This is a genomic window from Lysobacter enzymogenes, assembly GCF_017355525.1.
GTDB lineage: Bacteria > Pseudomonadota > Gammaproteobacteria > Xanthomonadales > Xanthomonadaceae > Lysobacter > Lysobacter enzymogenes_C.
Genome location: NZ_CP067395.1, coordinates 5,661,380 through 5,686,905 on the forward strand (window position 1 = coordinate 5,661,380; position 25,526 = coordinate 5,686,905).

At 69.7% G+C, this 25,526-nt stretch carries 25 protein-coding genes; 16 read left to right on the forward strand and 9 right to left on the reverse strand.

Features of this window, described 5'->3' with window-relative positions; translation table 11 throughout:
* Positions 1 to 74: 74 nt before the first annotated feature.
* The 3 genes from JHW38_RS23960 (at position 75) to JHW38_RS23970 (ending at position 4,321) form a co-directional block, all read left to right on the forward strand.
* A complete protein-coding gene (locus tag JHW38_RS23960) occupies positions 75 to 1,994 on the forward strand; it encodes a Calx-beta domain-containing protein (RefSeq protein ID WP_207523775.1) in 1,920 nt (639 codons plus the stop codon).
* 394 nt (positions 1,995 to 2,388) lie between these two features.
* Positions 2,389 to 3,069, forward strand: a complete 681-nt coding sequence (locus JHW38_RS23965; protein WP_207523776.1) for an ankyrin repeat domain-containing protein — start codon at positions 2,389 to 2,391, stop codon at positions 3,067 to 3,069.
* A gap of 79 nt (positions 3,070 to 3,148) precedes the next feature.
* Positions 3,149 to 4,321, forward strand: coding sequence for an XVIPCD domain-containing protein (locus JHW38_RS23970; protein WP_207523777.1), 1,173 nt, complete (start codon positions 3,149 to 3,151; stop codon positions 4,319 to 4,321).
* A 211-nt stretch (positions 4,322 to 4,532) separates the two neighbouring features.
* Here JHW38_RS23970 and JHW38_RS23975 read toward each other — a convergent pair whose 3' ends face one another.
* The gene (locus JHW38_RS23975) at positions 4,533 to 4,979 is read right to left on the reverse strand and encodes a carboxymuconolactone decarboxylase family protein (protein ID WP_207523778.1); all 447 of its coding nucleotides are present in this window, start codon (positions 4,977 to 4,979) and stop codon (positions 4,533 to 4,535) included.
* Positions 4,980 to 5,248: 269 nt separating this feature from the next.
* Entirely contained in the window at positions 5,249 to 6,091 is an 843-nt protein-coding gene (locus JHW38_RS23980) for a type 1 glutamine amidotransferase domain-containing protein (protein ID WP_207523779.1), read from the reverse strand.
* A gap of 98 nt (positions 6,092 to 6,189) precedes the next feature.
* Between JHW38_RS23980 and JHW38_RS23985 the strand changes: the two genes are divergently transcribed.
* Together JHW38_RS23985 and JHW38_RS23990 are read left to right on the forward strand one after the other, a co-directional pair.
* Positions 6,190 to 7,089: a LysR family transcriptional regulator gene (locus JHW38_RS23985; protein ID WP_207523780.1), complete on the forward strand. Its 900-nt coding sequence runs from the start codon at positions 6,190 to 6,192 to the stop codon at positions 7,087 to 7,089.
* Positions 7,090 to 7,506: 417 nt separating this feature from the next.
* On the forward strand, positions 7,507 to 8,217 hold the full coding sequence (locus JHW38_RS23990) for a MipA/OmpV family protein (protein WP_207523781.1): 711 nt from the start codon (positions 7,507 to 7,509) through the stop codon (positions 8,215 to 8,217).
* Between the two features lie 141 nt (positions 8,218 to 8,358).
* Here JHW38_RS23990 and JHW38_RS23995 read toward each other — a convergent pair whose 3' ends face one another.
* Positions 8,359 to 9,729: a DUF2252 domain-containing protein gene (locus tag JHW38_RS23995; RefSeq protein WP_207523782.1), complete on the reverse strand. Its 1,371-nt coding sequence runs from the start codon at positions 9,727 to 9,729 to the stop codon at positions 8,359 to 8,361.
* A gap of 170 nt (positions 9,730 to 9,899) precedes the next feature.
* Here JHW38_RS23995 and JHW38_RS24000 point away from each other — a divergent pair, with 170 nt between their 5' ends.
* Positions 9,900 to 10,916 carry a M20/M25/M40 family metallo-hydrolase gene (locus tag JHW38_RS24000; protein ID WP_207523783.1) on the forward strand — a complete coding sequence of 339 codons (1,017 nt, stop codon included), beginning with the start codon at positions 9,900 to 9,902 and terminating at the stop codon, positions 10,914 to 10,916.
* A gap of 25 nt (positions 10,917 to 10,941) precedes the next feature.
* Here JHW38_RS24000 and JHW38_RS24005 read toward each other — a convergent pair whose 3' ends face one another.
* The gene (locus JHW38_RS24005; RefSeq protein WP_207523784.1) at positions 10,942 to 11,466 is read right to left on the reverse strand and encodes a hypothetical protein; all 525 of its coding nucleotides are present in this window, start codon (positions 11,464 to 11,466) and stop codon (positions 10,942 to 10,944) included.
* A gap of 283 nt (positions 11,467 to 11,749) precedes the next feature.
* Here JHW38_RS24005 and JHW38_RS24010 point away from each other — a divergent pair, with 283 nt between their 5' ends.
* Positions 11,750 to 12,598 (forward strand): class I SAM-dependent methyltransferase, encoded by an 849-nt coding sequence (locus JHW38_RS24010; protein ID WP_207523785.1) that lies wholly within the window; start codon positions 11,750 to 11,752, stop codon positions 12,596 to 12,598.
* 91 nt (positions 12,599 to 12,689) lie between these two features.
* On the opposite strand, the gene JHW38_RS24015 is transcribed toward JHW38_RS24010, so the two are convergent.
* Positions 12,690 to 13,001, reverse strand: a complete 312-nt coding sequence (locus tag JHW38_RS24015; RefSeq protein WP_207523786.1) for a hypothetical protein — start codon at positions 12,999 to 13,001, stop codon at positions 12,690 to 12,692.
* Positions 13,002 to 13,192: 191 nt separating this feature from the next.
* On the opposite strand from JHW38_RS24015, the gene JHW38_RS24020 reads away from it, so the two are divergent.
* The 4 genes from JHW38_RS24020 (at position 13,193) to JHW38_RS24035 (ending at position 15,377) form a co-directional block, all read left to right on the forward strand.
* The gene (locus JHW38_RS24020; protein WP_207523787.1) at positions 13,193 to 13,621 is read left to right on the forward strand and encodes a GFA family protein; all 429 of its coding nucleotides are present in this window, start codon (positions 13,193 to 13,195) and stop codon (positions 13,619 to 13,621) included.
* 291 nt (positions 13,622 to 13,912) lie between these two features.
* Positions 13,913 to 14,407, forward strand: a complete 495-nt coding sequence (locus JHW38_RS24025; protein ID WP_207523788.1) for a hypothetical protein — start codon at positions 13,913 to 13,915, stop codon at positions 14,405 to 14,407.
* Positions 14,408 to 14,472: 65 nt separating this feature from the next.
* Positions 14,473 to 14,910 (forward strand): hypothetical protein, encoded by a 438-nt coding sequence (locus JHW38_RS24030; RefSeq protein WP_207523789.1) that lies wholly within the window; start codon positions 14,473 to 14,475, stop codon positions 14,908 to 14,910.
* Between the two features lie 62 nt (positions 14,911 to 14,972).
* Positions 14,973 to 15,377 carry a hypothetical protein gene (locus JHW38_RS24035; protein ID WP_207523790.1) on the forward strand — a complete coding sequence of 135 codons (405 nt, stop codon included), beginning with the start codon at positions 14,973 to 14,975 and terminating at the stop codon, positions 15,375 to 15,377.
* A gap of 6 nt (positions 15,378 to 15,383) precedes the next feature.
* On the opposite strand, the gene JHW38_RS24040 is transcribed toward JHW38_RS24035, so the two are convergent.
* The 4 genes from JHW38_RS24040 to JHW38_RS24055 all read right to left on the reverse strand — a co-directional run bounded on the left by JHW38_RS24040 (position 15,384) and on the right by JHW38_RS24055 (position 19,337).
* Positions 15,384 to 15,782, reverse strand: coding sequence for a hypothetical protein (locus JHW38_RS24040; RefSeq protein ID WP_207523791.1), 399 nt, complete (start codon positions 15,780 to 15,782; stop codon positions 15,384 to 15,386).
* 176 nt (positions 15,783 to 15,958) lie between these two features.
* Positions 15,959 to 16,765, reverse strand: a complete 807-nt coding sequence (locus JHW38_RS24045; protein ID WP_207523792.1) for a LytR/AlgR family response regulator transcription factor — start codon at positions 16,763 to 16,765, stop codon at positions 15,959 to 15,961.
* Positions 16,758 to 18,017: a histidine kinase gene (locus JHW38_RS24050; RefSeq protein WP_242691081.1), complete on the reverse strand. Its 1,260-nt coding sequence runs from the start codon at positions 18,015 to 18,017 to the stop codon at positions 16,758 to 16,760. Before JHW38_RS24050 ends, JHW38_RS24045 begins: the two co-directional genes overlap by 8 nt.
* 303 nt (positions 18,018 to 18,320) lie before the next feature.
* Positions 18,321 to 19,337, reverse strand: coding sequence for a sensor domain-containing diguanylate cyclase (locus JHW38_RS24055; protein ID WP_207523794.1), 1,017 nt, complete (start codon positions 19,335 to 19,337; stop codon positions 18,321 to 18,323).
* Positions 19,338 to 19,498: 161 nt separating this feature from the next.
* On the opposite strand from JHW38_RS24055, the gene JHW38_RS24060 reads away from it, so the two are divergent.
* The 5 genes from JHW38_RS24060 to JHW38_RS24080 all read left to right on the forward strand — a co-directional run bounded on the left by JHW38_RS24060 (position 19,499) and on the right by JHW38_RS24080 (position 25,520).
* Positions 19,499 to 20,023 (forward strand): hypothetical protein, encoded by a 525-nt coding sequence (locus tag JHW38_RS24060; RefSeq protein ID WP_207523795.1) that lies wholly within the window; start codon positions 19,499 to 19,501, stop codon positions 20,021 to 20,023.
* Between the two features lie 290 nt (positions 20,024 to 20,313).
* Positions 20,314 to 21,216 carry a hypothetical protein gene (locus JHW38_RS24065; protein WP_207523796.1) on the forward strand — a complete coding sequence of 301 codons (903 nt, stop codon included), beginning with the start codon at positions 20,314 to 20,316 and terminating at the stop codon, positions 21,214 to 21,216.
* Positions 21,213 to 21,785 (forward strand): DUF2846 domain-containing protein, encoded by a 573-nt coding sequence (locus JHW38_RS24070; RefSeq protein ID WP_207523797.1) that lies wholly within the window; start codon positions 21,213 to 21,215, stop codon positions 21,783 to 21,785. The genes JHW38_RS24065 and JHW38_RS24070 overlap by 4 nt, the downstream gene beginning before the upstream one ends.
* A gap of 31 nt (positions 21,786 to 21,816) precedes the next feature.
* Positions 21,817 to 22,137, forward strand: a complete 321-nt coding sequence (locus JHW38_RS24075) for a hypothetical protein (RefSeq protein ID WP_207523798.1) — start codon at positions 21,817 to 21,819, stop codon at positions 22,135 to 22,137.
* 587 nt (positions 22,138 to 22,724) lie between these two features.
* Positions 22,725 to 25,520, forward strand: coding sequence for an RHS repeat domain-containing protein (locus JHW38_RS24080; protein WP_207523799.1), 2,796 nt, complete (start codon positions 22,725 to 22,727; stop codon positions 25,518 to 25,520).
* Positions 25,521 to 25,526: the final 6 nt, after the last annotated feature.

A 25,526-nucleotide genomic window follows, 5' to 3' on the forward strand; every position in this document is an offset into this window, starting at 1 on the left:
CGAGCGCGCGCCCTGTGTCCCGCCCGGCGGGAGCCGGCCGGGCGCGGCGACGTACAGGGGGAGTCCGGCGGCTTATGAAGAAGTTCCTGCAGCGCGGCCCGCGAGGGCCGCGCCCGGTGTTGTTCACGGCCTTGGCGGCGTTGGCGTTGGCGGCGGCAGGTCCGGCGCAGGCCCAGGTCCAGCGCACCTTCGTCAATCTCGGTTTCGAGCAGCCCGACCTGGGCACCGGCGCCTGCGTCGGCTTCTTCGCCGGGCCGCAGCAGGTGACCGGGTGGAACACCACCCATCCCAGCCGCGCCGCCGGCGGCTGCGGCATCACCGCCAATCCGGCCAGCGGCCCGATCGTCGAGCTGTGGGGCAACAGCTTCAACAACACGCCCGCGCGCGCCGGCAAGCAGCACGCCGAACTCAATGCCGACCAGGCCTCGCGCATCTACCAGAACATCTGCCTCACCAACGGCGAGGTGATCGGTTGGCGGCTCAGCCACCGCGGCCGCAACTCGTCGAGCGTGCCGGACGTGATGAGCTTCGGCATCAACGCTTCCGGCAGCACCGCCACCCCGGTGACCAGCGAGATCGCGCAGATCGGCACGACCAACGACGGCACCGACCGGGTCAACACCGGCGGCGCCGCGATCCCGTCCTCGGCGACCCAGGGCACGATCAGCATCGGCAGCACCGTCAACGGCTGGCGCGACTACAGCGGCAGCTTCACCTACAACGGCAGTACCGGCGTGCAGCAGGTCGGTTTCGCCGCGGTCAGCAGCAGCGGCGGCATTTCGCTCGGCAACTTCCTCGACGAGATCCAGATCACCCTGCGCCCCTACGTCGAATTCGACGCCGGCAACTACAGCGTGCGCGAAGGCCAGAGCGCCGGCCTGCCGCGCCTGCGGGTGATCGGCACGGTGCCGAGCGGCGGGATCGTGGTGCCGGTGAGGATCACCGGCGGTACCGCGACCCAAGGCAGCGACTACACCGTCGCCGGCGGCAGCGGCACGACCGTCAACGTGTCGATTCCGGCCGGCACCTACGACAACGCTACCTTCGACCTGCCGATCACCGTCATCGACGACGCGGTCATCGAAGACAACGAGACGGTGACGTTGCAGGCGCAGAGCGACGCCAACGCCTACACGCTGACCTCGACCACGACCTGTTCGACCAACGCCGCGGCGCAGACCACCGCCACCCTGACCATCCTCGACAACGACGTCGACGTGCTGACCACCAAGCAGGTCGACAACGCCGCGCCGGCGCCGGGCGGCACGGTGCGCTACACGGTGACCTTCCGCAACAACACCGCGCGCACCACGGTCGGCGACACCAGCATGCACGACGCGACGGTGAACCTCGCCGATGCGGTGCCGACCGGGCTGACCTTTACCTCGTGGACGTGCACGCCGATCGGCAGCGCGACCTGTCCGGCCGCCAGCGGCAGCGGCGCGATTTCCGCGACCGCGACATTGCCCGCGGGCAATGCCGCGGCCGGCGCCGGGCTGACCTATGTGATCGACGCGAAGGTCGGCGCCAGCCAGTGCGCGGCGGTCGCCAACACCTCGACGATCCAGGCCAACGCGCCGGTCGCCGAGGGTACGTCGGCGCAGGCCGGCTTCGTCACGCCGGCGCCGGGCGGCAGCGCCAACAACACCGCCAGCGCGTCGATCGACCCGGTGTGCGTGTCGCTGTCGCTGAGCAAGAGCGACGGCAGCGCGACCTACACGCCCGGCAGCCCGGCCGATTACGTGCTGCGCGCGTGCAACGCCAACGGGCCGGACGCGGCCGCCGGCGCCAGCGTCAGCGACGCTTTGCCGCGCGGGGTCAGCCTGCGCGCCGGATGGTCGTGCCGCGGCGTTTCCGGCGGCGGCAGTTGCCCGGCCGGCGGCGGCAACATCGGCGACACGAATGTCGCGGTGGCGGGTTTGCAGTTGCCGGTCGGCGCTTGCGTCGAGATCACCGTGCCGGTGATTTTCGCGGCTGCGCCGGGCGCGTACTGAGGCCGCGCGGCGGCATTGCGCCGCGGCCCGGCGGGATCGCAACGGCGGTGCGCGAGCGCCGCCGTTTTCGTTCGCGCGCGCCGGTGCGGGCGCCCGCGCGCGCGCCGGCGGCGCGGACCCGCGCCGGACGGACCGGCGCGGCGCAAACGTCGGATCGCGGCCATAGAGGCCGTTTTGTTCAGTTTTTACGCCAAAACTGTGATGCGGTTCCGGCTACAAGCCCGCCCGGTTCTTGTTAGGCTGCCCGCTGCCACGGTACGTGCCCGTATGTCATCTGCGGCCGGCATCGTGTGCAGTGGTCTCGCGCGACGGTAGGGGTACCGTCGCGTCGCAGCACTCCCGCCGGTCCGGCGGGCCTCGGGGAAAGTCCGTCAGGTACTCAGGAGGAGTCGCTATGTCCGCAGTGCACGCGCCGTCGCTGGCCGCCCAAGTGTTCGCCGATCCGGTCGTGGCCGAACTGGCCGATGCCGTCGCCGCCGGCGACCGCGCCGAAATCCGCCGCCTCGCCGCACGCGCGCCCGCGTCCGCGCTGAGCGCGCGCGGCGACAAGAACGTCACCCTGCCGGAGTGGGCGGTGTTCAACCAAAGCCCCGAAGGGCTCGATGAATTGCTCGCGCTCGGCGCCGATCCTTCGCGCGCCGGCGTCGACGGTTCCACCGTCGTGCATCTGGCGGCGATGGCGCGCGATCCGGTGTATCTGGAAACCCTGCTCGCGCGCGGCGCCGATCCCAACGTCGAGCACGCCCACACCGGCGCCGCGCCGCTGGCCGCGGCCTTGATGGGCGAACGCGCGATCCAGTTCCGCCTGCTGCTCGCCGCCGGCGCCGATCCGCGCCACGCCGACCGCATGGGCAACACCGCGCTGCACGTCGCCGGCAAGGTCAACCAGCCCGATCTGGCGCTGGAACTGCTCAAGGCCGGCACCGATCCGCTCGCGCGCAACGCCCAGAACGTGACCTTCCAGCGCTACGCCTTCATGACTCCGCCGAGCCTGCTCAGCGTCCAGGCCCGCGCCGACCGCGAGGCCCTGGTGGCATGGATGCGCGATCGCGGCTTGACGCTGGAACACGGCTGATCCGCGCCGCCGCCCGCGTCCGCGGGCGCGCGCATCGCAATTCGGGACAGGCACGCCAAGGAATTCAGGAGACCGCAGGATGAGCCAGCAGACGCAGCCGCAGTCCTTCGCCGACGAAGTGCGCGGCAACCAGGCCAAGCCGATCGACAAGACCTTGTCGCGGCTGATGGACGATCTGTACGACCAGGGCCCGGGCATCGACGGCTTCAAGCCGCTCAGCGCCGAACAACTGCTCGCCAAGGGCATCGACCCGGCCGGACTGGAGAACAAGGATTCGGGCTTTCTCGCCCGCATCTACGGCGACGAGCACGGCCATTACGTGGTCGCGTATTCGGGCACCGACGAAGGCAAGGACTGGCTGACCAATTTCCGCCAGGGCCTGGGCTTCGAGGACGCGCAGTACAACCAGGCCATCGCGCTGGCGCGCGAGGCCAAGGTCGCGTTCGGCGACGAAGTGGTCATCACCGGGCATTCGCTCGGCGGCGGCCTGGCCGGCGCGGCGTCGATCGCCAGCGGCATTCCGGCGGTGACCTTCAACGCCTCGGGCGTGCACGACAAGACCCTGGAGCGCATCGGCATCGACGCCGACGCGGCCAAGCGCGAAGTCGCCGACAACGGCCAGATCCGCCGTTACGCGGTCAAGAACGAAATCCTGACCGACTTGCAGGAGCACAGCATTCCGCTGAAGTGGGCGATGCCCGACGCGGTCGGGCACAAGATCGAATTGCCCGATCCGGATCCGCAGAGTTTCTGGCAGAAGTTGATTCCCGGCAGCGGCATCAAGCACGGCATCGACATCCACTACATCGAAGCGGTCATCAAGGCGCAGGAACAGGCGCGGCCGGGCGAGCGCGGGCACGATCCGGGCCGCGCCGGCGCGGCGCGCGAGGCGGGCGGCGCGCTGGTCGATCCGGCGCATCCGCAGCACGGCATGTACCAGCAGGCGCTGCACGGCCTGCGCGGATTGCCGGCCGGGGCGATGGAATTCGGCGGCGAGCCGGGCTACCGCAACGCCGCCGCGCACGCGGCGGTGGACGCGGGCGGGCAGGGCATGCGCAGCATCGACCACGTCATCGCCGGCCGCGACGGCCGCGGTTTCTTTGCGGTCGAAGGCGGGCTCGACGATCCGGGCCATCGCCGCGTGTTCGTCGACCAGCAGCGCACGCAGGCGCCGCCGGATGCCAGCGCTTCGGTGCAGGTCGCTGCGGAAGCGGCGCCGGCGCAGGAGAGCCGGCGCGCAGCGTTGAGCTGACCGCCATCGCGCGGCGAGCCTTCGGGCCCGCTGCGCGCGACTCGAACCATTGCGTTGCGTCTGATCGAACAGCATCGGGCTGAAGCCTCTCCCACAAGCGAGCTACGGTGGGAGGGCTTTTCGGGCCCGGCGCTTTTTCGTTCGGGTCGTTGCGTCCCGCCGGGCCCGACCGCATCGGGGCTGACGCCCTTTCGCAAAAAACGCGAGCCGATCAAACCTTCCACTTCCCCACCGGCTGGCGCACGGCGACGTTGAGCCGGTTCCACACATTGATGTTGGCGATCGCCAGCACCAGCGCCGACAGCGCCTTTTCGTCGTAGTGGCGCGCGGCTTCGTTCCAGATCTCGTCCGACACCGACTCGGGCCGGTCGCTGATCCGGGTCAGCGCTTCGGTCAGCGCCAGCGCGGCGCGTTCGGCGTCGCTGAAGTACGGCGCTTCGCGCCACGCGGCGACCGCGAACAGGCGTTCGGCGCTGTCGCCGTGCTTGAGCCCGTCGCGCGCATGCATGTCGACGCAGGCGCCGCAGCCGTTGATCTGGCTCGCGCGCAGTTCGATCAGGATCAAGGTGGCCGCGTCCACGCCCTGGTGTTCGAGCGAGGCCTTGAGCGCCCACAAGGCCTTCATGGCTTCGGGCAGCTGCTGGACGGGATGGGTCATGCGGGGGAAGCGGTCATGGCGGAACTCCGGTCAAGTCGAGAGAGGGGGCGATCGACCCGTGAGCGCGCAGCTCAGGGTCTTACCGGTTCGACGGGCCAGTGCGCGCGAACGTGACATGACCGGACGAAAAAATTTGCCGGACCCGTTCGGCCGCGTCCGCCGGCGCCGATTCGCCGGACCCGCGCTCGCTTGCCGCCGCGCCGCGCGCAAAGCGAAGCCGCGGAACCTTTCGGTCCCACGGCTCGCGGGAGCCGCTCGGCAACCGGCGATCACTTCAACCGTTGCAGCAGCTCCTTGGCCACGTCCGCCGCCGACGCCGGGTTCTGCCCGGTGATCAACTCGCGGTCGACCACCACCTTCGACGTCCACGGCGCGGTATTGCTTTGGTAATCCGCGCCGGCCGCCTGCAACGCGGTCTGCGGATAGAACTTCATCGCGCCGCCGCCGAGCTGCGGCTTGGCGATTTCTTCTTCCTGATTGCTGATGACCGTGACTTTGTAGCCGCGATAGATCCACTGCGGCGGCGCCGCCACCTTGCCGCCGCGCGCCAGCGCAGCGGCGAAGCCGGCGGCGTCGGGCAGGGTCGACAGCAGCGCGATCGGCCCGTGGCAGACCAGCGCGGTGGTCTTGCCCTTGGCGTGGAAGTCGCTCAGCAGCCGGCCCAGCGCCGGGCTGCGCAGCAGGTCCTGCATCGGCGCGTGGCCGCCGGGGACGTAGACCGCGTCGAAGCGGTCGTAGCCGATCTGCTGCACGCGTTCCAGGCTCAGCACCGGCGACTTGTCCGGTGCGGTCAGCGCGAGCTTGTCGAGCAGCGCCTGATGCGCGCGCAGCGCCTGCGCGTCGCCGCCGAAGTACATCGGGTCGAGCGAGCCGCGGTCCAGGGTCGGCGCGCGGCCCTGCGGGGTGGCGAAGCTGACCTCGTGGCCGGCGTCGAGCAGCGCCTTGACCGGCTGCATCAGTTCGTTGAGGTAGAAGCCGGTGCGGAAGGTCTTGCCGTCTTGCAGATCCAGATGGTCGGCGTCGGACAGCACCACCAGCACGCGCGCGGCCTGGGCGTCGCCGAACGACAGGGCCAGCGCCAGGGCGGCGCCGATCAGGGTGTAGGGTTTCATCTCGTTGCTCCTCAGGGGACGATGGCGGGCACTGTATTGCGTGCCTGGCCGGCGATAAAATCCCGCCGCGCGAATTGATTTGTTCGCCAGGAGCAAAAATGAGCCGGCGCTTCGATCACCTCGGCGATGTCGAGACCTTCATCGCCGTGGTCGACCACGGCTCGCTGACCGCCGCGGCGGTGGCCCTGGCGACCACGCCTTCGGTGGTCAGCCGCGCGGTGGCGCGGCTGGAACAGCGCCTGGGCGCGCAACTGCTGCGCCGGACCACCCGCCGCCAGGGCCTGACCGAAGCCGGCCGGCTGTATCTGGAGCAGGCGCGCGCCGCGTTCGCCCAGATCGACGAGGCCGAGCGCGCGATCCAGGGCCAGGGCGGCGAACTCAGCGGCCGGGTGCGCCTGAGCGTGCCGACCACCTACGGCCACTACCGCCTGCCGCCGCTGTTGCGGCGCTTCGCCGAGCGCTGTCCGCGGGTGCGGGTCGAACTCAACATCGCCAACCGCAACGTCGATCTGGTCGCCGAGGGTTTCGATCTGGCGGTGCGCCTGGGCGCGTTGCCCGACAGCGGGCTGGCCGCGCGCAAGCTCGAGGACGCGGCGCTGTGCGTGGTCGCCTCGCCCGAGTACCTGCGCCGGTGCGGCGAGCCCCATAGCCTCGACGATCTGGCCGCGCACACGTTGCTGCCGTTCGAGATGCCGAGCACCGGCCGCATCGCCCAATGGCAGTTCCGCGACGGCGGGCGCGACGTCGACTGGACGCCCGAATCGTCGCTGCGGGTGACCGACGACGTGCTCGGCGTGGTCTCGCTGGCCGAGCACGGACTCGGTCTGTGCCAGAGCTACGACTTCGTCGTCGCGCAGCGCGTGGCGGCCGGAAAACTGGTCGAGACTTTGCCGCATCTGCGCGGTCGCTCGCGTCCGTTCTCGCTGATCTACGCCCCGCACCGGCGTTTGTCGGCGGCCTCGCGCGCGCTGATCGACGCGCTCGCCGACGAAAGCTGAGCGGCAGATATCCGTCGCGCGCGAAAAACTGCGCGTTGGGTCTCGCGGTTACAAGTCGCGCACACTTCGACACGGCGCATCGGTTATTTCGTCAGCGCGGTCGCGAACGGTTACCTCGCCGACGCGATCGCGCGAAGCGCCCGCCTCCGCGCGTCGCCGCCGTCCGCGCTTCAGCTCCCGTTCGTACAAGCACGCATTTCCGCCGCGCGGCGGCGATGCGGTTAAACAACTCTTAAAAACCCGCCGTTAGCTTCGTGGCGCGCGTTCGCGCCGCGTCGGTCCGTTGCTGTCCTTTTCCTCCCCACCCACCAGGAAACCTTGTCCATGCGCATCGTTCGCATCGCTGCCTTGCTGTCGCTTTCGCTTCCCCTCGCGGTTTCCGCCCAAGTGCGCAAAGAAGGCGAGGAGCGCGCCGACATGGCGCCTTCGAACTGGAGCGTCGGCCTCGCCGTCGGCGGCCGCAACGAGCTGTACGCCGGCGAAGGCAACCACACCCGGGCGCTGCCGTTCTTCGGCTACGAGGGCGATCGTTTCTATTTCCGCGGCATCACCGCCGGCTATCACCTGGTCAAGAGCGAGGAGGTGGTGGTCGACGTGTTCCTGGGCGGGCGCCTGGACGCGATGGACGCCAAGGACTTCGGCCGGCGCGAACTGCTCAAGCGCGGGATCAACCGCGACCTGCTGTCGGACCGCGACGACAGCGTCGACGCCGGCGCCTCGGTGAGCTGGCGCGGCAGCGCCGGCGAGGTGCAGCTGGAAGTGAAGGCCGACATCCTCGACGTCAGCGGCGGTTTCCAGGCCGATGCGAGCTATCGCTATCCGATGCAGGCCGGCAAGTGGGCGCTGACGCCGGCGATCGGCGTGACCGTGCTGTCGAAGGATCTGGCCAACTACTACTACGGCACCTTGGACAAGGAAGTGCGGCGCGGCGTCGTCAGCTATCGCCCGGGCAGCGCGACGATTCCGTACGTCGGCCTGAGCGTGGCGCGGCCGTTCGCGGACAAGTGGCGGTTCATGGCCAACGTCGGCTATCAGGTGCTGCCGGACGAGATCAGCGACAGCCCGTTGGTGGCGGAGAACACCGATGGGGTGGCGCAGGCGTTCTTTGGGGTGGTGCGGAGTTTCTGATCGCTTGAGTAGAGCGGCCCTCACCCCAACCCCTCTCCCGCAAGCGGGAGAGGGGCTACAAGCAGCAGCGTCGCTTGCTGTCCCTTCTCCCGCTTGCGGGAGAAGGTGCCCCGAAGGGGCGGATGAGGGCAACGAGAGCGATCAGTACAACGGCGTCCCCGCGTTGTAAGCCTCCACAAACGCCTCCCAATCCAGCTTCACCTGATCGGCATACGCGAACGCGAACCCGCGAATCTCCGCCTTCAACCCGCTCTTGCTCGTCACCGCCTCGCTGACCTGCTTGTCGATGCTGTAGCTGACCACCGAGCTGTCGTAATCCTGATCGGCCAACGCATGCGCGCTCGCCAGCGCCTGGCCCAGATAACCGGCGGCGGTGTCCAGCTTGCCCGCGCTGTCGAGCTTGGCCGGATCGAAATCCTCCTGGAACGGCGATTTCTCGTGCACGTAGAACGGCACCGCGCCGACGCTGGCGTAGCCGATCAGCACGTCCGCGTCGATGGTCTGCGCCTTGGCCGTGCGCGCCACCCGCATGCCCTGATGGTTGTCGTAGGCGCTGGCCGGCAGCCGGCCCGGCGCGGCCGCGGCGACGGCGCTGACGGCTTCCTGCTTGAACTCCAGGATCACATCGTCCGCGTTCGACGAACTCGCGCCTTCGATCAGCACGTAGTAGCGCGCGCGGCCGAGGCTGCCGACGCCCGAGCCGAGCTTCTGGCGCACGTCCTTGACCGTGTAGAACGCGGCCGGATAACGCTTGGACGCGGCGATCGACGACACGTAGCCGGCCATCGACGAGGTCACGCCGCTGTAGGCCGCCGCCGGCACCGCGACCAGGTTCGACAGTGCCTGGAAGCGGCGCGCGCTGCCGCTGACGGCGGTGTACTTCGACAACAGCTTGGCGCGGGTCTTGCCGTCGGCGTCGGCGATGGTGTCGTCGACGACGCCGGTGGTGGTGTCCTTGGTCAGGCGGAACGCGCTTTCGCCGTTGTTGCCCTTGAACTCGCCCATCTGGTCGACGTAAGCGCCGACCAGGGTGTCGATCGCGGTGCCGATGGCCGCGTCGCTGAGCGAGTTGTCGCGCCCGGCCAGGACCAGGCTCGCGGCGAGCCGGCGCAGGTCCCACACGTACTGGCCCAGATAGCCTTCGTCGAAATCGGCGACCTTGAACACCGCCTTGCCGCTGCTGTCGCGCGAGGCGTCGAAGTTGCCCAGGTGGGCGTCGCCGCCGATCCAGGTGTAGCCGGTCTGGGTGGTGGCGTAGGCCGAGGCCGGCAGCGTGGTCATGTCCTGGAAGAACAGGTGCGCGGTGCCGCGGTAGAACGCGAACGGGCCGTCGGCCATGGTCGCCAGCTTGGTGTCGAGCTCGCCGCTGGCGCTGGCCGCGTACGGGTGGTTTTGCTGGTAGATCTGCTGCACGACCCAGCTCTTGCGCGCGCTGGCGGCGTCGGCCGGCATCTGCGCGCAGGCGGCGGCGGAAAGGGCGAGGGCGAGCAGGCTGGCGCGGATCGACGGCATGAGGACATCCCTGGGCGATAGCCGCGCGGGCGCGGCGGCGCAGCCGAGTCGACCACCGGCATGTGTCAGGCGAATGAATCGCGGCCCGGCGCGCCGCGCCGGCGACTGGCGCGGCGGGGCGAAATGCGCTTGCATGGGCGCCTGGATTTCCACCGGACAAGGATGCTCGCATGAAACGGTTGCGTCGATGGTTTTGGACGGCGGCGACGGTCGCGGCGGTCGCCGCGCTTGCGCTGTTTCTCGTGGTCCAGCCCGGCGCGAGCCCGCGTCCGTCGACCCCGCCGGCCGCCGACGCGCAGCGCCTGCGCGACGACGTCAAGCGCCTGTCGGTCGACTTCTATCCGCGCAGCTACGACCGGCCCGAACAGCTCGACCGCGTCGCCGCCTGGCTGCGCGGCGAATTCGAACGCGCCGGTGCGCGCGTCAGCGAGCAGCCGGTGGTGGTCGAAGGGCAGACCTACCGCAATGTGATCGCGCGCTTCGGCCCCGAGCAAGGCCGGCTGCGGGTGATCGGCGCGCACTACGATTCCTTCGCCGACACCGGCATCGACAGCGGCGACGAACGCGGCTACTCGCCGCGCACGCACACGCCCGGCGCCGACGACAACGCCAGCGGCGTGGCCGGCCTGCTGGAGCTGGCGCGCATGCTCGGCCGCGCGCAGCCGCAGCATCGGCTGGAACTGGTCGCCTACACCCTGGAAGAACCGCCGCATTTCCGCAGCGAACACATGGGCAGCGCCTGGCATGCGCGCGCGCTGCGCGCGCAGGGGCGCGAGGTCGAGTACATGCTGTCGCTGGAAATGATCGGCCGCTTCAGCGACCGTCGCGGCAGCCAGAGCTATCCGCTGCCCGGCATGCACCGGCTGTATTCCGACCGCGGCGATTTCGTCGCCGTGGTCGGCCGCCTCGGCGATTTCGGCCTGACCCGCAAGGTCAAGGCGACGATGGCCGGCGCCACGCCGCTGCCGGTGCATTCGATCAACGCGCCGCCGCTGCTGGTGCAGGGCGTGGATTTCTCCGACCACCTGTCGTACTGGCGCGAAGGCTACCCGGCGCTGATGATCGGCGACACGGCGTTCCTGCGCAGTCCGCTTTATCACCAGGCCGGCGACACTTACGACACCCTGGATTACCCGCGCATGGCCCAGGTGGTGCAGGGCGTCTACGCGGTGGCGACGGCGCCGTAGCCGGGCGCCGTCGGGACGGCGCGGATCAATCGATGCGGTACACCCGCGCCTTCGGCATGTCTTCGTCGACCTGCAGGAACCAGCGCCCGGCCACGCCGGGCACCACCACTATCTCCGGTTTGAGCATCGGCTTCTTCAGGCTCATGCGGCCCTTGAGCACCTTCCACTGCTGGCCGTTCTCCAGCTCGAACACGGTGCCGGGCTCCCAGCCGGATACGTCGTGCTTGAGCCGGCTCTTGATCGGTTCGTCGTTGAGGCCGATGAACTGGCCCGCGCCCGGGCGCGGTTCGCGCGGCGCGCCGGCGCCGACCTGCGGGCCGCTGTCTTCGTCGTTGCCGGCCGCCGCCGGCGCTTCGGCCGCGGCCGGGCCCTGCTCGGCCTCGCGCAGCATGCGGTTGAGCTTGGCCAGTTGCTCGTCGCTGAGGCCGACTTCCTGCAATTGCTGCGCAGTCAGCTTGCGCTCGATCTCGACATAGGGTTTGCGCGCCTGCGCGGCGAAAGACAGCGACAGCAGGGCCAACAGCAGGGACGCGAGCTTGAACGGACGCATGGGGGATCGCCTGGGAATCGCGGGTGAAAGGGCGAAGGCGACAGGTCCGGTGCCCGGGCCGTCGCTTCGCGGTTCCGGGCAATTTATGGCTGTTTCGTGACAGTGACGAGACAGCGGCCGTGGCGCCGCAAACGCGGCGCCACGGCTGCCCGGCCGCCGCCGGGCGCGAGCCAGAACGCGCCGCGGCGCGTGCGCGCGATCGATGCCGGCCCGGGTTCGTGCGAACATCGCCGCCGCTCGCGCGGCCCGGCCGGCCGCGCGCTCCCCTTCGGACTCCCCAGGCATGAGCGAAGCGCTGCGATCGTTGCTGGACCGATTCGACGCCGACGCCGGCTGGCGTCGGCCGGCGGGCTGGCGCGAGCGCGCGCAGTGGCAGGAGCGGATCGAGCGCCTGAGTCTGAGCCTGGAGTCCGGCGCCGCGGCGCTGCGCGACCGCGCCGACGCCGCGCTGGCGCGCCTGGACGCGGCCGACGCCGATGCGGCCGCGGCGGTGCGCGCGCGCATCGTCGCCGGCGACGGCGCGCGCGTGCTGCGCGAGTGGACGAGCGAACCGGCGGCGCAGGCGGACGGCGAAGGTTACGACCCGCTCGACGCGATGCTCGGCGCGGTGCTGGCCTTGAACGAGCCGCGCGGCGAAATCGCCGCGCCGGCGCCGCAGACGGTGTTCTATCAGCCGACCCCGGCGCGGCACGCGCTGGATCTGCTGGCGCGGCTGGACCTGGGCGCGTACGATGTGCTGATCGACCTGGGTTCCGGCTTAGGCCACGTGCCGTTGCTGGCCGCGGCGTGCACGCCCGCGCGTTGCGTCGGCATCGAGCACGAAGCGGCCTACGTCGCCAGCGCGCGCGAATGCGCGCAGGCGCTGCGGCTGCGGCGGGTCGAGTTCGTGCATGCCGACGCGCGCGTCGCCGAACTCGCGGCGGGCACGGTGTTCTATCTGTACACGCCGTTCACCGGCGAGTTGTTGGCGCAGGTGTTGGAGCGCCTGCGTGCGCTGTCGCTGCGGCGGCCGATCCGACTGGCGAGTCTCGGCCCGTGCACGCAGACGCTGGCCGCGCAACCGTGGTTGCGGCCGTTGCAGGAAACGTGGGCGCCGGATCGGATCGCGGTGTTCGCGGCTGGCGCGGCGTAACGCCGCGCAGCGAATAGCGCGGCTCGCGATCGGTTTTTGTGGGAGGGCCTTCAGGCACGACGCATTCCGGTCAAGCTGCGGCGAACCGCGATCAGCCCGTTGCGACGATACCGTCCTGGGTCATCGCCGCCGCCCGCACCGGCGACACCAACGCCGCGGCCACCAACAGCGCCAGCGCGAACCAGCACGCCAGTTCCCGCAAGGACCGCCGACGGCGCTTCCTGCGCTCCGGATCGCGGCCGGCGAGCTTGAGCCGGTACAGGCGATCCAGCCGGCTGGGGTCGCGCGAAGACGGGCACGGCCATGCCGGCGCCCCCTGCCTGCGGCCGGCGCGCGCCGCGCCCTGCGGTCCCGCGACCAAGCCCGATGCGCCTTCGGCGCGATAACCCTTCAACGATTCCATGTCGTCCTCCCCGCCGTCCTGTCGGCCGGCCCTTGCATGCTGTTGACAACGCGGCCGCCGTGGGCGGACGGACACGCCGCGGCGCTGCGCATCCTGCGGGCGCCGAAAGGGTCCAACGCGCTGCGACGGCGCGCCCGGCCAGCGCCGCGGGCGCGGGTTAAGCTGGGCGCACCCGAACGCGGAACTCACCGATGCTCATCGACGGCGCCTGCCACTGCGGCAACATCCGATTCGCCCTGGCGTGGAACGGCGAGGCCGACAGCATCGCCGCGCGCGCCTGCGACTGCAGTTTCTGCGTCAAGCACGGCGGGGTGTGGACCGCGCAAGCCGGCGCGTCGCTGCGCCTGCGCCTACGCGAACCGGACCGGGTGTCGCGCTACGCCTTCGGCACCCACACCGCCGATTTCCTGGTCTGCGCGACCTGCGGCGCGGTGCCGGCGGTGGTCAGCCGGATCGAGGAACGGCTGTACGCCGTGGTCAACGTCAATACCTTCGAAAACATCGAGCCGGCGAGCATCCAGCGCGCGCCTTCGTCGCTGGATGGCGAGAGCGAAACCGAGCGTCTGGCGCGGCGGCAGCGCAATTGGATCGGCGACGTCGAGATCGTCGAAGGCGATTGAGCCGGTCGGGACCGCGTTCGCTGCGGCGGTCGCAAGAGCGCTGAGCGCCCGGCAGGCGTCTGCTGTCGCCTTGCTGCGTAAGGTGTGGAATTCAAGGGAAATGCTGCGGATGGAATGGCCGTGGGCCATCTGTACGCGTCGGGCGAGACACCGACGATGGAACGCTGACTGGGGGAGCGGGGCGCGCCTGAGGGGCGTTGGAGCCGCCTCGAACCCGCGAATTCTTCTTTGAAAGCGCCGCCATCATAACCCAGCCCGCTGCGACCTGCGCTGAAGCGCCGGCGCGGGGCGATGCGCCAATCGCGCTGCGGCCGCGTACCATGCCGCTTCGTTTCGCGCCGGCCGCCTGGGGAGGCCGCCGGCTTCGCGGTCCGCACCGATCTTTCTCATTCCACGTCGATGCCGGCGCCGTTCCGCGGCGCGCGGCCGGGAGCGTCGATGCCGTCGGTCGTATTCGAATCCGAGCGTTCGCAGGAAGTCCTTGGTTGGTGGCAAGGCTTGCCCCGCGGGCAGCGGCTGGCGTTGTTGCGCAGCCGCTTGCGCGATGGGGCGCGCGATCGCGCTACCGACCTCGGGAGGCGATGGACGTTGGAGGTTCTGCGTTCGCTGCGGCGCGAGCGCGTCTATCGCGAAGACCCGCGTCGATGGGGCGAGCGCGATTACTACGAATACTGGGTGCAGCGCGTGTCGCAGCCGCGGCAGTTCTCGCGCTTCGACTCCCGATGGACGCGTTGCGCGCCGAACCTGCTCGCACCGAACTTGCTCGAGAACATCCCCGAGGACTAAAGAGGCGCTGTCAGCAGGCGCACTCTCGCTTCACAACCGTTCGTTTTCACCCCACAGGAGCGACGATGACTTCGATTCCCGCACCTTACGCCGTCGATGCCGATGTTTCCGCCCAACGTTGGTGGGACGGCTTGTCCGAGCACAGCCGCGATGCCCTGACGTGCAGTTGGAAGGACGACGACCGCGCCGATCCGTTGCAGCGGGTCGCGCGCAGAGCCGCGCAGTACTTGAACGATTGGCTGATCGAATGCGAGCGGCCTCGCGACCCGACCGCGCGCGAATTGTGGCGGCGAGGACTGGCGACGCATGCGACCGAGGCCGAACCGGCAGGCTGGGATTGGGGGACGCAGGATCGCTATGAGTACCGGGTCGCGCATGCGGACTTGCTCGGTGTGAATCTGCATCGGGCCTGTTACTGGGAAAGCGCTTTGCCCGAGACGCGCATGAATCGCCAGCCGACTTGCACAGACACGCTGGCGTCGGGCTCGTGGTGGGCCTTGTAGGCGTGGCGCTTGCGGCGCCTCGCGCCGATGGCGGTCTTACCTTTCCCCCGACAGGAGCCACGATGACTTCGATCCCCGCACCGTATGCCGTTTCCGCCGATCCCGCCGCGCGTCGCTGGTGGGATGGCCTGTCCGAGCAGAGCCGGCGCGCGCTCAAGCGCAGTTGGCGGGATGACGGGCGACCCGATCCACTGCATGCGACAGCACGCAGAACCGCCGCTTTCCTCAATACCAGTCTGGTCGAACGCGAAGACGCCGAGTTGGCTTGGGAGCCACTGGATTTCTACGAATACTTGATGGGGCATTTTCCCGAGCCGAGGCTCTGGCCACGCTACATCGGCGGCATCGGGCCGAGCAGATGGCTGGTCGACGGAATCTTCTGGCCCGTCAAGTACGGGCAAGTCGACCGCGCCGCGTGCAGTCTCGAACAGCATGCGCTGCTGTCGATGCACGAAGGAAACGCCTGACCGCATTTATGGCTGTTGCGGCTTGCAATCGGCCTTCACCGCCCCATCGTCCTCGCTCACGCACACCTTGAACCCCGCCGCGACCCCGACGATCTCGCGGGTCGCGCCGGCGGCGAGGGCGAAGCGCTCCACCGGCGCCTGCGCGCAGCGCGCAGCCGCCGCCGCATCGGCCGCTGCGCCGGACGCCGGCGCCGCGGTCGGACAATCGCTGCGGAACAAACTGTAATGGCACTGCCCGCTGCGGCTGGCCTTGCACTCGAAACGGGCGATGCGCTCGCTGATCCGCACCCGGCTGTCGACGATGTCGATGCCGTCGACGATGCTGTGGTGCTCGATGGTGGTGCCGCCGACGCTGCAACCGAACAAGGCGCAGAGGTAATACATCAGGGCCATCAGGTTACGCATGTCCGACTCCTTGGTGCGTGGCGCGTCGCGGGCGGCGGCGCGTTCGGGCCGCGCGTCGGGAAAACGACGCGCGCGGGCGCACGCGCCGGGGAGCGGCGCGGGCGGGGTGCCGGCGTTTGCGGCGCTGGCGGGTATTTCGGGCGGTGCGGTCGACGCGGGCGCCGGTTTCGACCCGGCTACATGCTCTTGAACAAGGCCATGAACGTCTGGCTCACCGTCAACGTCTCCGGGCGCCCGCGCAAACGCACGGTGCCCTTGCCGCTGTCGTCGCGGACGATGCCGGCGATGGCCTTGAGGTTGACGATGGTGGAGCGGTGGATCTGCTTGAAGCGTTCGCCGTCGAGGCGGTCGAGCAGGTCGCGGATCGGCGTGCGCAGCAGCGCTTCGCCTTCGGCCGTGACCACGGTGGTGTATTTGTTGTCGGCGCGGAAATAGACCACGTCGTCGACCAGGATCAGCTTGGTTTCGCGGCCGGCGCTGGCGGTGATCCAGGTCAGGCCGGGCTTGTCTTCCTGCGCCGGGCGGCGCGCAGCCAGCTGGCGCGCGATCTCGCGCAGCGCGTCGTGGCGGTCGCCGCCGGGGCCGCGGCGCGCGCGCAGGCGGCGCACGGTCACCGCCAGGCGGTCGACGGTGACGGGCTTGAGCAGGTAATCCACCGCGCCGTGTTCGAACGCGTCGATGGCGTGCTGGTCGTAGGCGGTGACGAACACCACCTGGGTCGAGGGGCTGACTTCGGTCGCGGCCGCGGCCAAGTCCAGGCCGGTCAGGCCGGGCATGCGGATGTCGAGGAAGGCGACGTCGGGACGGTGTTCGGCCAGCGCTTCCAGCGCCTGCGCGCCGTCTTCGCATTCGGCCAGGATGCGCAGCTCGGGCCAGGCTTCGCGCAGCGCTTCGACCAGGGCCTGGCGCAGCAGCGTTTCGTCCTCGGCGATCAGGGCGGTCGGCGCGCCCGCGGCGCCGTCCTGGGCGGTGGAATCAGACACGGGCGTTCTCCTGGCCGGATGCGGCCGGCACGACGATGGTGGCGGCGACGCCGCTGGGGAAATTGGCGACGATCGACAACTGCGCGCGCTCGCCGTAGACCAGCCGCAGCCGTTCGCGCACGTTGCTCAGGCCGATGCCGCTGCCGGAATTGAGGGTGTTCAGGCCCATGCCGTCGTCGGCGACGGTGATCGCCACGCCGGTTTCGCCGTTGCGCGCGCGGATCCACACGGTCCCGCCGCCGGGCTTGGGTTCCAGGCCGTGCTTGATCGCGTTCTCGGCCAGGGTCTGCAGGATCATCGGCGGCAGCGGCAGCGCGCGCAGCTCGTCGGGCACGTCGATCTGGGTCTGCAGGCGCTGGCCCATGCGCAGCTTGAGGATTTCCAGGTAAGCGCGCGAACGTTCCAGTTCGTCGCCGAGCGTCGACAGCGCGTCTTCGGTGCGCGGCAGCGAGCGGCGCAGGAATTCGATCAGGTGGCCGAGCATCTCGTCGGCGCGCGGCGGGTCGTGGCGGGTCAGGTACTGCGCGCTGGCCAGGGTGTTGTAGAGGAAGTGCGGTTCGACCTGCGCATGCAGCAGGCTCAGCTTGGCCACCGCGAGTTCCTTCTCGGTGGCGGTGCGCGCGGCGTCGGCGCGCTCGCCGCGGTGGCGCTCGGCCACGCGCCGGGCGATGGCGCGCGACAGCGCTTCGGCGTTCTCCAGGTTGGTGCCCTGGTCGACGCAGAACCAGTCGCTCCAGGCGCCGACCTCGGGTTCGCAGATCAGGGTGATGCGGCTGCCGCCGGCGCCCGGGTCGATCGTGGCCTGGATCTGGTTGCGCGCGCGGCCGTACTTCCAGCTGTTGGGATCCGCGCCTTGCACGTCGAGCGCCCAGGCCTGATCGGAGCGCTGCACCTTGGCCCGGATCTGCAGGCTGTCGCGCGCGCTTTCCACGTCCTGCACCCGCGGCAGCTCGCGGATCGCAGCGTCGAGCAGTTCGAAGGTCTCCTCGACTTCCAGCGGCACCTCGATCTGGCGGCGCTGGCGGTTGCTGCGGGTGGCGGCGTCGACATGGCCGGCGATCAAGCGCACCCGATGCAGATGCGCGAACGCTTTGGTGGCGACGTAGATCGTGACCAGGATCGCGACCATGAACAACGGACCCGTGTCCAGGCGGTCCAGCACCGGCAAGGCCGAGGCGACCAGGGCCAGCAGGACGAACGCGCCGAACCAGGCGGCGGCGAGTCGGGCGACGAAGAAGAGGTTGCGGATCACGTGGGCGGTCCGTCGGTGGCTTGCTGCGCAGGATAGTGGTCTGCGGGCGCAAGGGAAGCCGGGGCGCGACGGAAGCGCGAGGAGGGCGACCGAAACGGGCTCAGGCGGAGCGAAACGGGCGCGGACGGCGCGAAAGGGGCGTTCGGGAAGCGGAATCGGGCGCGCGCCCGCGCTGGAGGCGCTCGAATCGGCTCGGCCGTGGCCGATGCGCCTGTGCGGGCGCGCGCCGCGGCGCATCGCGAGCCATGCCGCGGCGACGTTTATCGCAGCGAAGCCGGACGCGGCAGGCCCGGCGCGGGGCGCTCAATCGCGCGAATTCTTCTTGCTGCGCTTGACGTCGTACATGGCCTGATCGGCCTTTTCCAGCAATTCGCCCAGATCTTCGCCGTCGTCGGGATAGATCGCGCAGCCGATGCTCGCATCCAGCGCGATCGGCCGCTCTTCGAACTCGAATCCGAAGCGCAGCGCCTGCGCCAGCCGCTGGGCCTGGGCGAACGCGCCTTCGCGGTGCTCGATGCGCGGCAGGATCACCGCGAACTCGTCGCCGCCGACCCGCGCCACGGTGTCGCCGGTGCGCGCGCTGAGCTTCATGCGTTCGGCGAACTCGCGGATGGCGGCGTCGCCGGCGCGGTGGCCGAGCTGGTCGTTGACCGGCTTGAGCCCGTCCATGTCCAGGTTGAGGATGCCGACCCGGCGCGATTCGCGATGCGCCTGGGCGAGGTTGTGGCGCAGGCGGTCGTAGAACAGCGCGCGGTTCGGCAGGCCGGTCAGCGCGTCGTGGGTGGCCTGGTAGAACAGCTCGTTGGTTTCGTACTTGGCGGCGTGGTACATCGCCGCGGCGATCAGGCCCGACATCATGTCGAGCACGCGCAGATCGTCGTCGCCGAACGCGGCCGGCTCGCGCGACATCACCTTGAGCACGCCGACCACGGTGTCGTGATGCTTGAGCGGCACCACGATCATCGAACGCAGCCCGACCGCGCGGCAGGCGGCGCGGTCGACGCGGTCGTCGGTTTCGGAATCCACGCAGTTCAACGGCCGGCCTTCGGCCACGCAATGGCCCGACAGGCTCGCGGCCCGGCGCAAGCGCATGCCGAGGCTGGATTCGGCGATGCCGGCGGCGGCGCGGTAGACCATCTCCTCGCCTTCGGCCAACTCGACCACCGAGCCGACCGCGCCGGTGATGCCTTGCGCGCGGTGCGCCACCAGCGCCATCACCCCGCCCAGGTCCAAGCCCAGGCGGGCGATTTCGGTCTGCGTTTCGATCACTTTCAACAGACGCTCGGAGAACGCCTGCAGCTTCGGTTCCTGCATGTTCATGGCATACGCCCCCCGGCGATGGGGCGGAGTATATCGCCGCCGTGCGTCGCGGCGCGCCGAGGGCCGGATTCAGGCGCTTTTTGCTGATGCAGCGGTCCGGTGTCCGCAGGCCGGATGGCGTCTACGGTATACGGCCGGAAGCTGCGGACGGATTCGGCACAGTGCCGGCGTTGCGCCGTCGCGATGATGTTTCGCGCGATCCGCGCGGGCTGGCGGCAGGGAGCACGATGGATCCGGACCAGGACGCGCCCGGCGCGGGCGAACGCTTGCGCGTGCGCAGGTCGCTGGATTTCATTCGCAGCCGTCCCGGACTGTTTCTGCCGGACGACGAACCGCCGGCGTTCGCGATCGCCTCGCTGTTGCTGGAAACGGCGTTGCGTCAAGGCGTAGCGCCGCTGACGGTGCGCGCGAGCGCGGACTTTCGCGCGATCGGCGCCGACCGCGATTGGTTGTGGCGCGAGCGCGACGGCGAGCGCCATGTGTTCGACCGCTTGATCGCCTTGCCCGGCGTTGCGAATTCCTTCCGCGGCGAGATCCTGCTGAGCGCGTGCGCACCGTTCTGGGCGGCGGTGGCGAACGGGCGAGTGGTGTATCGATCGTCGGCGCGCTTCGACGATGCGCGTGTGCTGCGGGAAGCGCAGGGCCTGGGCGCGTTCGCGGTGGTCGTTGCGGAAGCGGCGGAATGATCTCGGCGGAGCCGTGAGTGTTTGAGCGGTCCGCATCAGGAAGGCGGCGAGTGGCGCATGGCGAGTGAGTCGGCAGGCGGATCCTCGTCGCCGGCACAACTGGGGGCTATCTGATCGCGGCGGCTCTTGCCGCGCCCGCGGCGCCGGTCGCCGAAACCGGGCGCGCGCCTGCGCGCGCCGGGCCGGGGCCAGACGCCGCAGCCTGAGGCGGCTTGCAGTGGCAGGGCGGGCCTCCGGTTTCTCGGGGGACTGCCGCCGGGGCGCAGCGAGGAGGCCGCGGGCAGGGCACTGTGGCCCGGGACAAGCCGGGTCTGTGCGCTGCTTGGCAGAATCCCGGGTTTTGGTTAGCGTGTCGCCCCACCAAGGACGGTAAGGGGACCGCCGGGATGTTGACGATATCGCGCTTGTTGATCGCGGCGACGGCTTTGGCCGCCGCTGTGCAGTGGGGGCCGGCCCAGGCCCGGCCGGACGCCGGGGCGGCGCTCGTCGAGGCCGCGGCGGCGTCGGCTTCGCCCGCGCCCGGTGCGGCGCCGATCCCGGCCCCCGCGCCCGTGCCCGCTGCGGCGGTTCCCGCCGAGGCCGCGGGCGCCGTTGCAGCATCCGCGCAGCGGATTCCCGCCGACACCGGCGTGATCCTGGAAACCGCGCAACCCTTGAGTTCGGCCACCGCCAAGCGCGGCGACGGCTTCGCCTTGCGCCTGGCCGAACCGCTGCTGGTGGACGGCGCCATGGTGCTGCCGGCCGGCGCGGCCTGCCATGGCGAAGTGATCCACGCCGAACGCTCGCGCGGCGGCGGCAAGCCCGGCGAACTGCTGCTGGCGGCGCGCTACATCGAACACGACGGGCGGCGCATCGCGCTGCGCGGCTTCCGCCTGTCCGGCGCGGGCCAGGACAAGATGGGCGCGGCGATCGGCGTAGCGGTCGTGGCCGGGCCGCTCGCGATGTTCCTGCGCGGCGGCCAGATCGAGATTCCGGCCGGCGCGCGCGCGCAGGCCCGCCTCGCCGAAGCCGTGGACCTGTCGTCCGCGCCGCTGGCCGCGTCTGCGCCGGCCTCCGCGCCCGCCGCCGATTCGGCGTCCGCCTCCGCTGCGCCGGCCCCGGCATCCGCCTCCCATCCCGCCGCCGCGCCCGCGAGCGCGCCGCCGGCATCGATTTCCACGCAACACCCAACCACAGGGGAAGCTGTCCAATGAAGTCCAAGTCCGCGTATGTCCTGACCGCCGTGTTGCTGCTGCCGTTGTCGGCCTGGGCCTGGAACGGCCAGGCGGTCGATCCGGCCAAGCAGGTGCCGCCCGCCGCAGCGGCTACGGCCGAACCGGCCGCGCAGGCCACCGGCGAAGCGGCTGCGGCCGAAGCCAAGTCCGAGCCGGCCGCCGCTGCTGCTGCCGCTCCCGCCGCCGCTCCCGCCGCGTCGGGCGCGCTGATCGGCGCGCCGCAGCCCGGCAAGGGCCAGGTCGTGTTCTTCCGTCCGTCCAAGTTCGCCGGCGCCGCGATCGGCTACAAGGTGCGCGAAGGCACGACCGAACTCGGCAAGCTGCGCAACGGCAAGTACTTCGTCGCCGCGGTCGAGCCGGGCGCGCACGAGTACACCGTGCACTCCGAAGCCAAGGACATCCTCAATCTGGAAGTCGAGGCGGGCGAGACCTACTACGTGCAGGGCTCGGTGACGATGGGCGTGTTCGCGGGCCGGCCGAACCTGTCGCCGGCGACCAAGGCCGATTTCGACGCGGCGTCGGCCAAGCTCAAGCCGGCGGCCGAGTAAGCGCGGCGAAGATCCGCAACCGGCAGCGGACATGTACAGCGTCCTGGTGTTGCTGGCCCCTGTGGCCATCGTTTTCAGTTTCGTCTATCTGTGCGAGCTGAGAACGTTTCTGCGGGGCCTGCAGCGCGAATCCGCCGAGCTGTGGGCCGAGCTCGGCAAGCCGGTGCTGGGCGCGGCCGCCCGCCGCGTCGTCGTGCCGGTGATGCGCGGCCGCTTTGCGCTCGAGCGCCTGCCGGCCGCGCAGCGCCGACGCGCCGCACGTCTGCGCGTTTACGCGATCGCGTCGACGATCTTCTACCTGGTCTGGCTCGTGGCGATGGTCTTTCGGCGCGAACTCGGTCTGACGACCTAGCCGCGCCGAGACCGCGCCGCAAAAACAAAAGGCCCCGCGCGAGCGGGGCCTTTGCGTTGCCGGCGATTCGCCGCGGGCGGTGTGCGGGGGGTGCTTGAGCGGATTGTCCTCGCGGTCCAGGCGGCCGTCTTCGACCGCGCGGATCTGAACTAAGCGTATGGGTTTCGCACAGAAGTTTTGCCCTGTTTGGCGGCACTGTCTTGCGACTTCTCTTTTCCCTCGCGACCGGCGACCCTTTTGCCAGGGGATGGGGCGAGGTTTCCCGTCTTTCGAGCGGGCCGGTGCGGTGGCCCGATGCCGGCGCCCGGGGGGCGCGGCAGCCGGGGATCGGCTCGATAAGCGGCAGCGCTGTGCGCGTGCCGCGACTGGAGAACGATCGCAAGGAGAACGCGGCCATGAAGAATCAATCGCTACAACCTTAGTACTCACCCAACCACGATCCCTGCGGCGGACTGCGCGCGAATTCGTTCGCGCGCCGCGCCCTGCTGCAGACGTTCGCGCGCGGCGCCCGCCGTCGCGAGGCGCTATCCAGCGCCAGGACTTGCATCGCATCACGCCGAGGAACAGAAGTGATTTCCAGACCCTCTTTGTCCATCAGCCTGCTCGCCGCTGCGATAGCGGCGGGGGGCTCCCTGGCATCCGCCAGCGCCCTGGCCGCGGTCGCCAGCCCCACCGTGATCGAAGACTACGATGGTCAGGTCAAGGGCACCGAAGTGACGGTGCTTACCGCCGACGGCATGTTCGGCGACAAGACCAGTCTGTTCGACGGCGCCACCACATTCTCGGCGACCGACGTGTCGCTCAAGACCAACAGCGCGTTGACCGTGGCGATCGGGCGCAAGCTGGCGATGGCGAGCAACACGAACCAATCCTGGAACGGCGCGCAAGCCGTGTTCGGTTCGTCCTGGATACTGGACGTGCCGAACATCCACGGCATCTTCGATGAGCGCATCGGCTGGGTAGTCGCCGACCGCGAATATCAAGGCAACGGCTTTCCGGACAGTTGGAAAGGTTCGACCCAGCGTTGCAGTGTTGCCGACTACTCGCCGCCGACCGTGCCCGATCTGGATGCGTCCGACCGCAAGAGCTCCTACGCCGGCGGCGATTACTGGGCCGGCAACATGATCAACATTCCAGGCCAAGGCGAGGAGTTGATGCTCAACCTCGGCGCCGGCCAGGCTAGGCCCAGCGACGGGCTCGCCTATTACGGAGGCACCAAGTCGAACTGGAAAGTGGCCTGCCTACCGAGCGTGCGCAACGCGGCCGGCGAAGGCTTCCTGGTGGCGACGCCGAACGGCCAGCGCTACTTCTTCGACTGGATGGTGGTGCGGCCGACCAAGCGGATCCGCGGCGTTCCGGGCGAGTTCGGCGGCGGACTGGGCACGCGCCGGGTCGAAGCCTTCCTGTACGCGACTCGGGTCGAGGACGCGCAGGGCAACTGGATCGCGTACGACTACGACCCAGCCAACCCTCATCGCTTGCTCGCGGTGCGCTCCAACGACGGCGTCGAAGCGAGGCTGGCCTACAACGCTGATGGCCGGATCGAATCGATTACCGCAGCGGGCCGTGTATGGCGCTATGCGTACGCGCCGCGTCCGGAGCCGGCCAGCGGCCAGTGGCTGAGCAGCGTCACTCTGCCGGACGGTTCGGCCTGGGGTTACCAGTACGGCCAGAACTTCTATTTCATGAATACCGACGTCAATACGCTGTGGCAGACCTGTTCGCCCAACGTCGGGACGCAGACTTCGGCGCAGCAACCGCTGCCGGCCGACATGAGTTCGTTCGTCGTCACCCATCCCTCGGGCGCGGTGGGCGAGTTCAAGTTCCGGCGCCTGGTGCACGGCACCAACCGCACCAGCGCTGTTTGCTTCCCGCGTCAGGAGCAGATCTGGACGCGTCTGAGCGGTACGCCGATGGCATACACGGTCGGTTCGCTCTACTCCAAGACCGTTACCGGCCCGGGCGTGCCGGCGCTCACCTGGAGCTATGTCTATAAGCCCAGTTGGAGCTGGAAAGCCGACTGCGAGACGCCCGGTACCTGCTACCGGCCCTCGGAAACCTGGATGACCAATCCGGACAGTTCGGTGAACGTCTACAAATTCAACAACGACTTCACCCAGAGCGTGGGCGAACTGCTCGAGGAGTCGAGGCGCACTGCGGCGGGCGTCGCGTTGCGCACGGTCAGCAACACCTATGTCGGCAGCGCCGAAGGGCAACCGTTCCCGGCCATCAACGGCGCTGTGCCCAAGGTGATCGGCGGCAGCGTCGGCTACTTGAACAACCGCCCGCTCAAGACCAGGCAGATCGTCCAGGACGGCGTGACGTTCACGACCGAGAACCAGATCTTCGACGTATACGCGCGCGTGCTGCGCTTCACAGGCTACAACACGCTGGGCTATAGCCGCAGCGAAGGCAGCGAATTCTACGATCACGCCGGCAAGTGGGTGCTGGGCCAGGTCTCGGCGACCTCGCTCAACGGAGTGGAGACAGCGCGCGCCGCGTTCGATCCCGCCACTGCGCTGGTCAGCCGGGTGACCGAATTCGGCAAACTGAAAAGCGCGTTCACTTACCGCGCCGACGGCACCTTGGAAACCGTCAAGGACGGCGCCGGCAACGTCACCGCGTTCGCCAACTGGAAGCGCGGCGTGCCGCAGACGATCCAGCGTCCGGCCACGCCGGAAAGCCCCGCGGGCGCGAGCGAGTCGGCCGTGGTCGACGATCGCGGCTGGGTAGTGTCGACTACCGACGAAAACGGCTTCGCCACCCAGTACAGCTACGACGGCATGGGCCGGCTGGCCGGAATCGTTTATCCGCAGGGCGATACCGTCGACTGGCACCCGATGAGCCAAGAATTCTCGCGCGTACCGGTGGCCGAGTACGGGCTGGAGCCCAACCACTGGCGCCGCGTCGCCATCACCGGCGATCGCCGCAGCGACACTTACTACGATGCGTTCCTGCGGCCGGTATTGGAGATGGAGTTCGACCTGGGCGACGCCAGCCGCAATACCCAGAAGCAGGTGTTCACCCGCTACGACGCCCAGGGACGAATGGCGTTCAAATCGCTTCCGACCCGCCATATCGGCGATTTCCGTCAGTCGGTGCCGGGTACGGCGTACGCCTACGACGCGTTGGGACGCCAGACCGCAGCGGTGCAGGATTCCGAGCTGGGGGCGCTGACCACGACGACCGAGTATCTGGCAGGCTTCAAGCGCAAGACCACGAACCCTCGCGGGCTGGCTACGGTCGAGACTTTCCAGGTGTTCGGCGAGCCGGGCTACGAATCGCCGGCGGTGATCGACGCGCCGGAGAGCGTGCGCACGCAGATCATGCGCGACGCGTTCGGCAAGCCGCTGGAGATCCAGCGCATGTCGACAGCGCAGTAAGGGGGA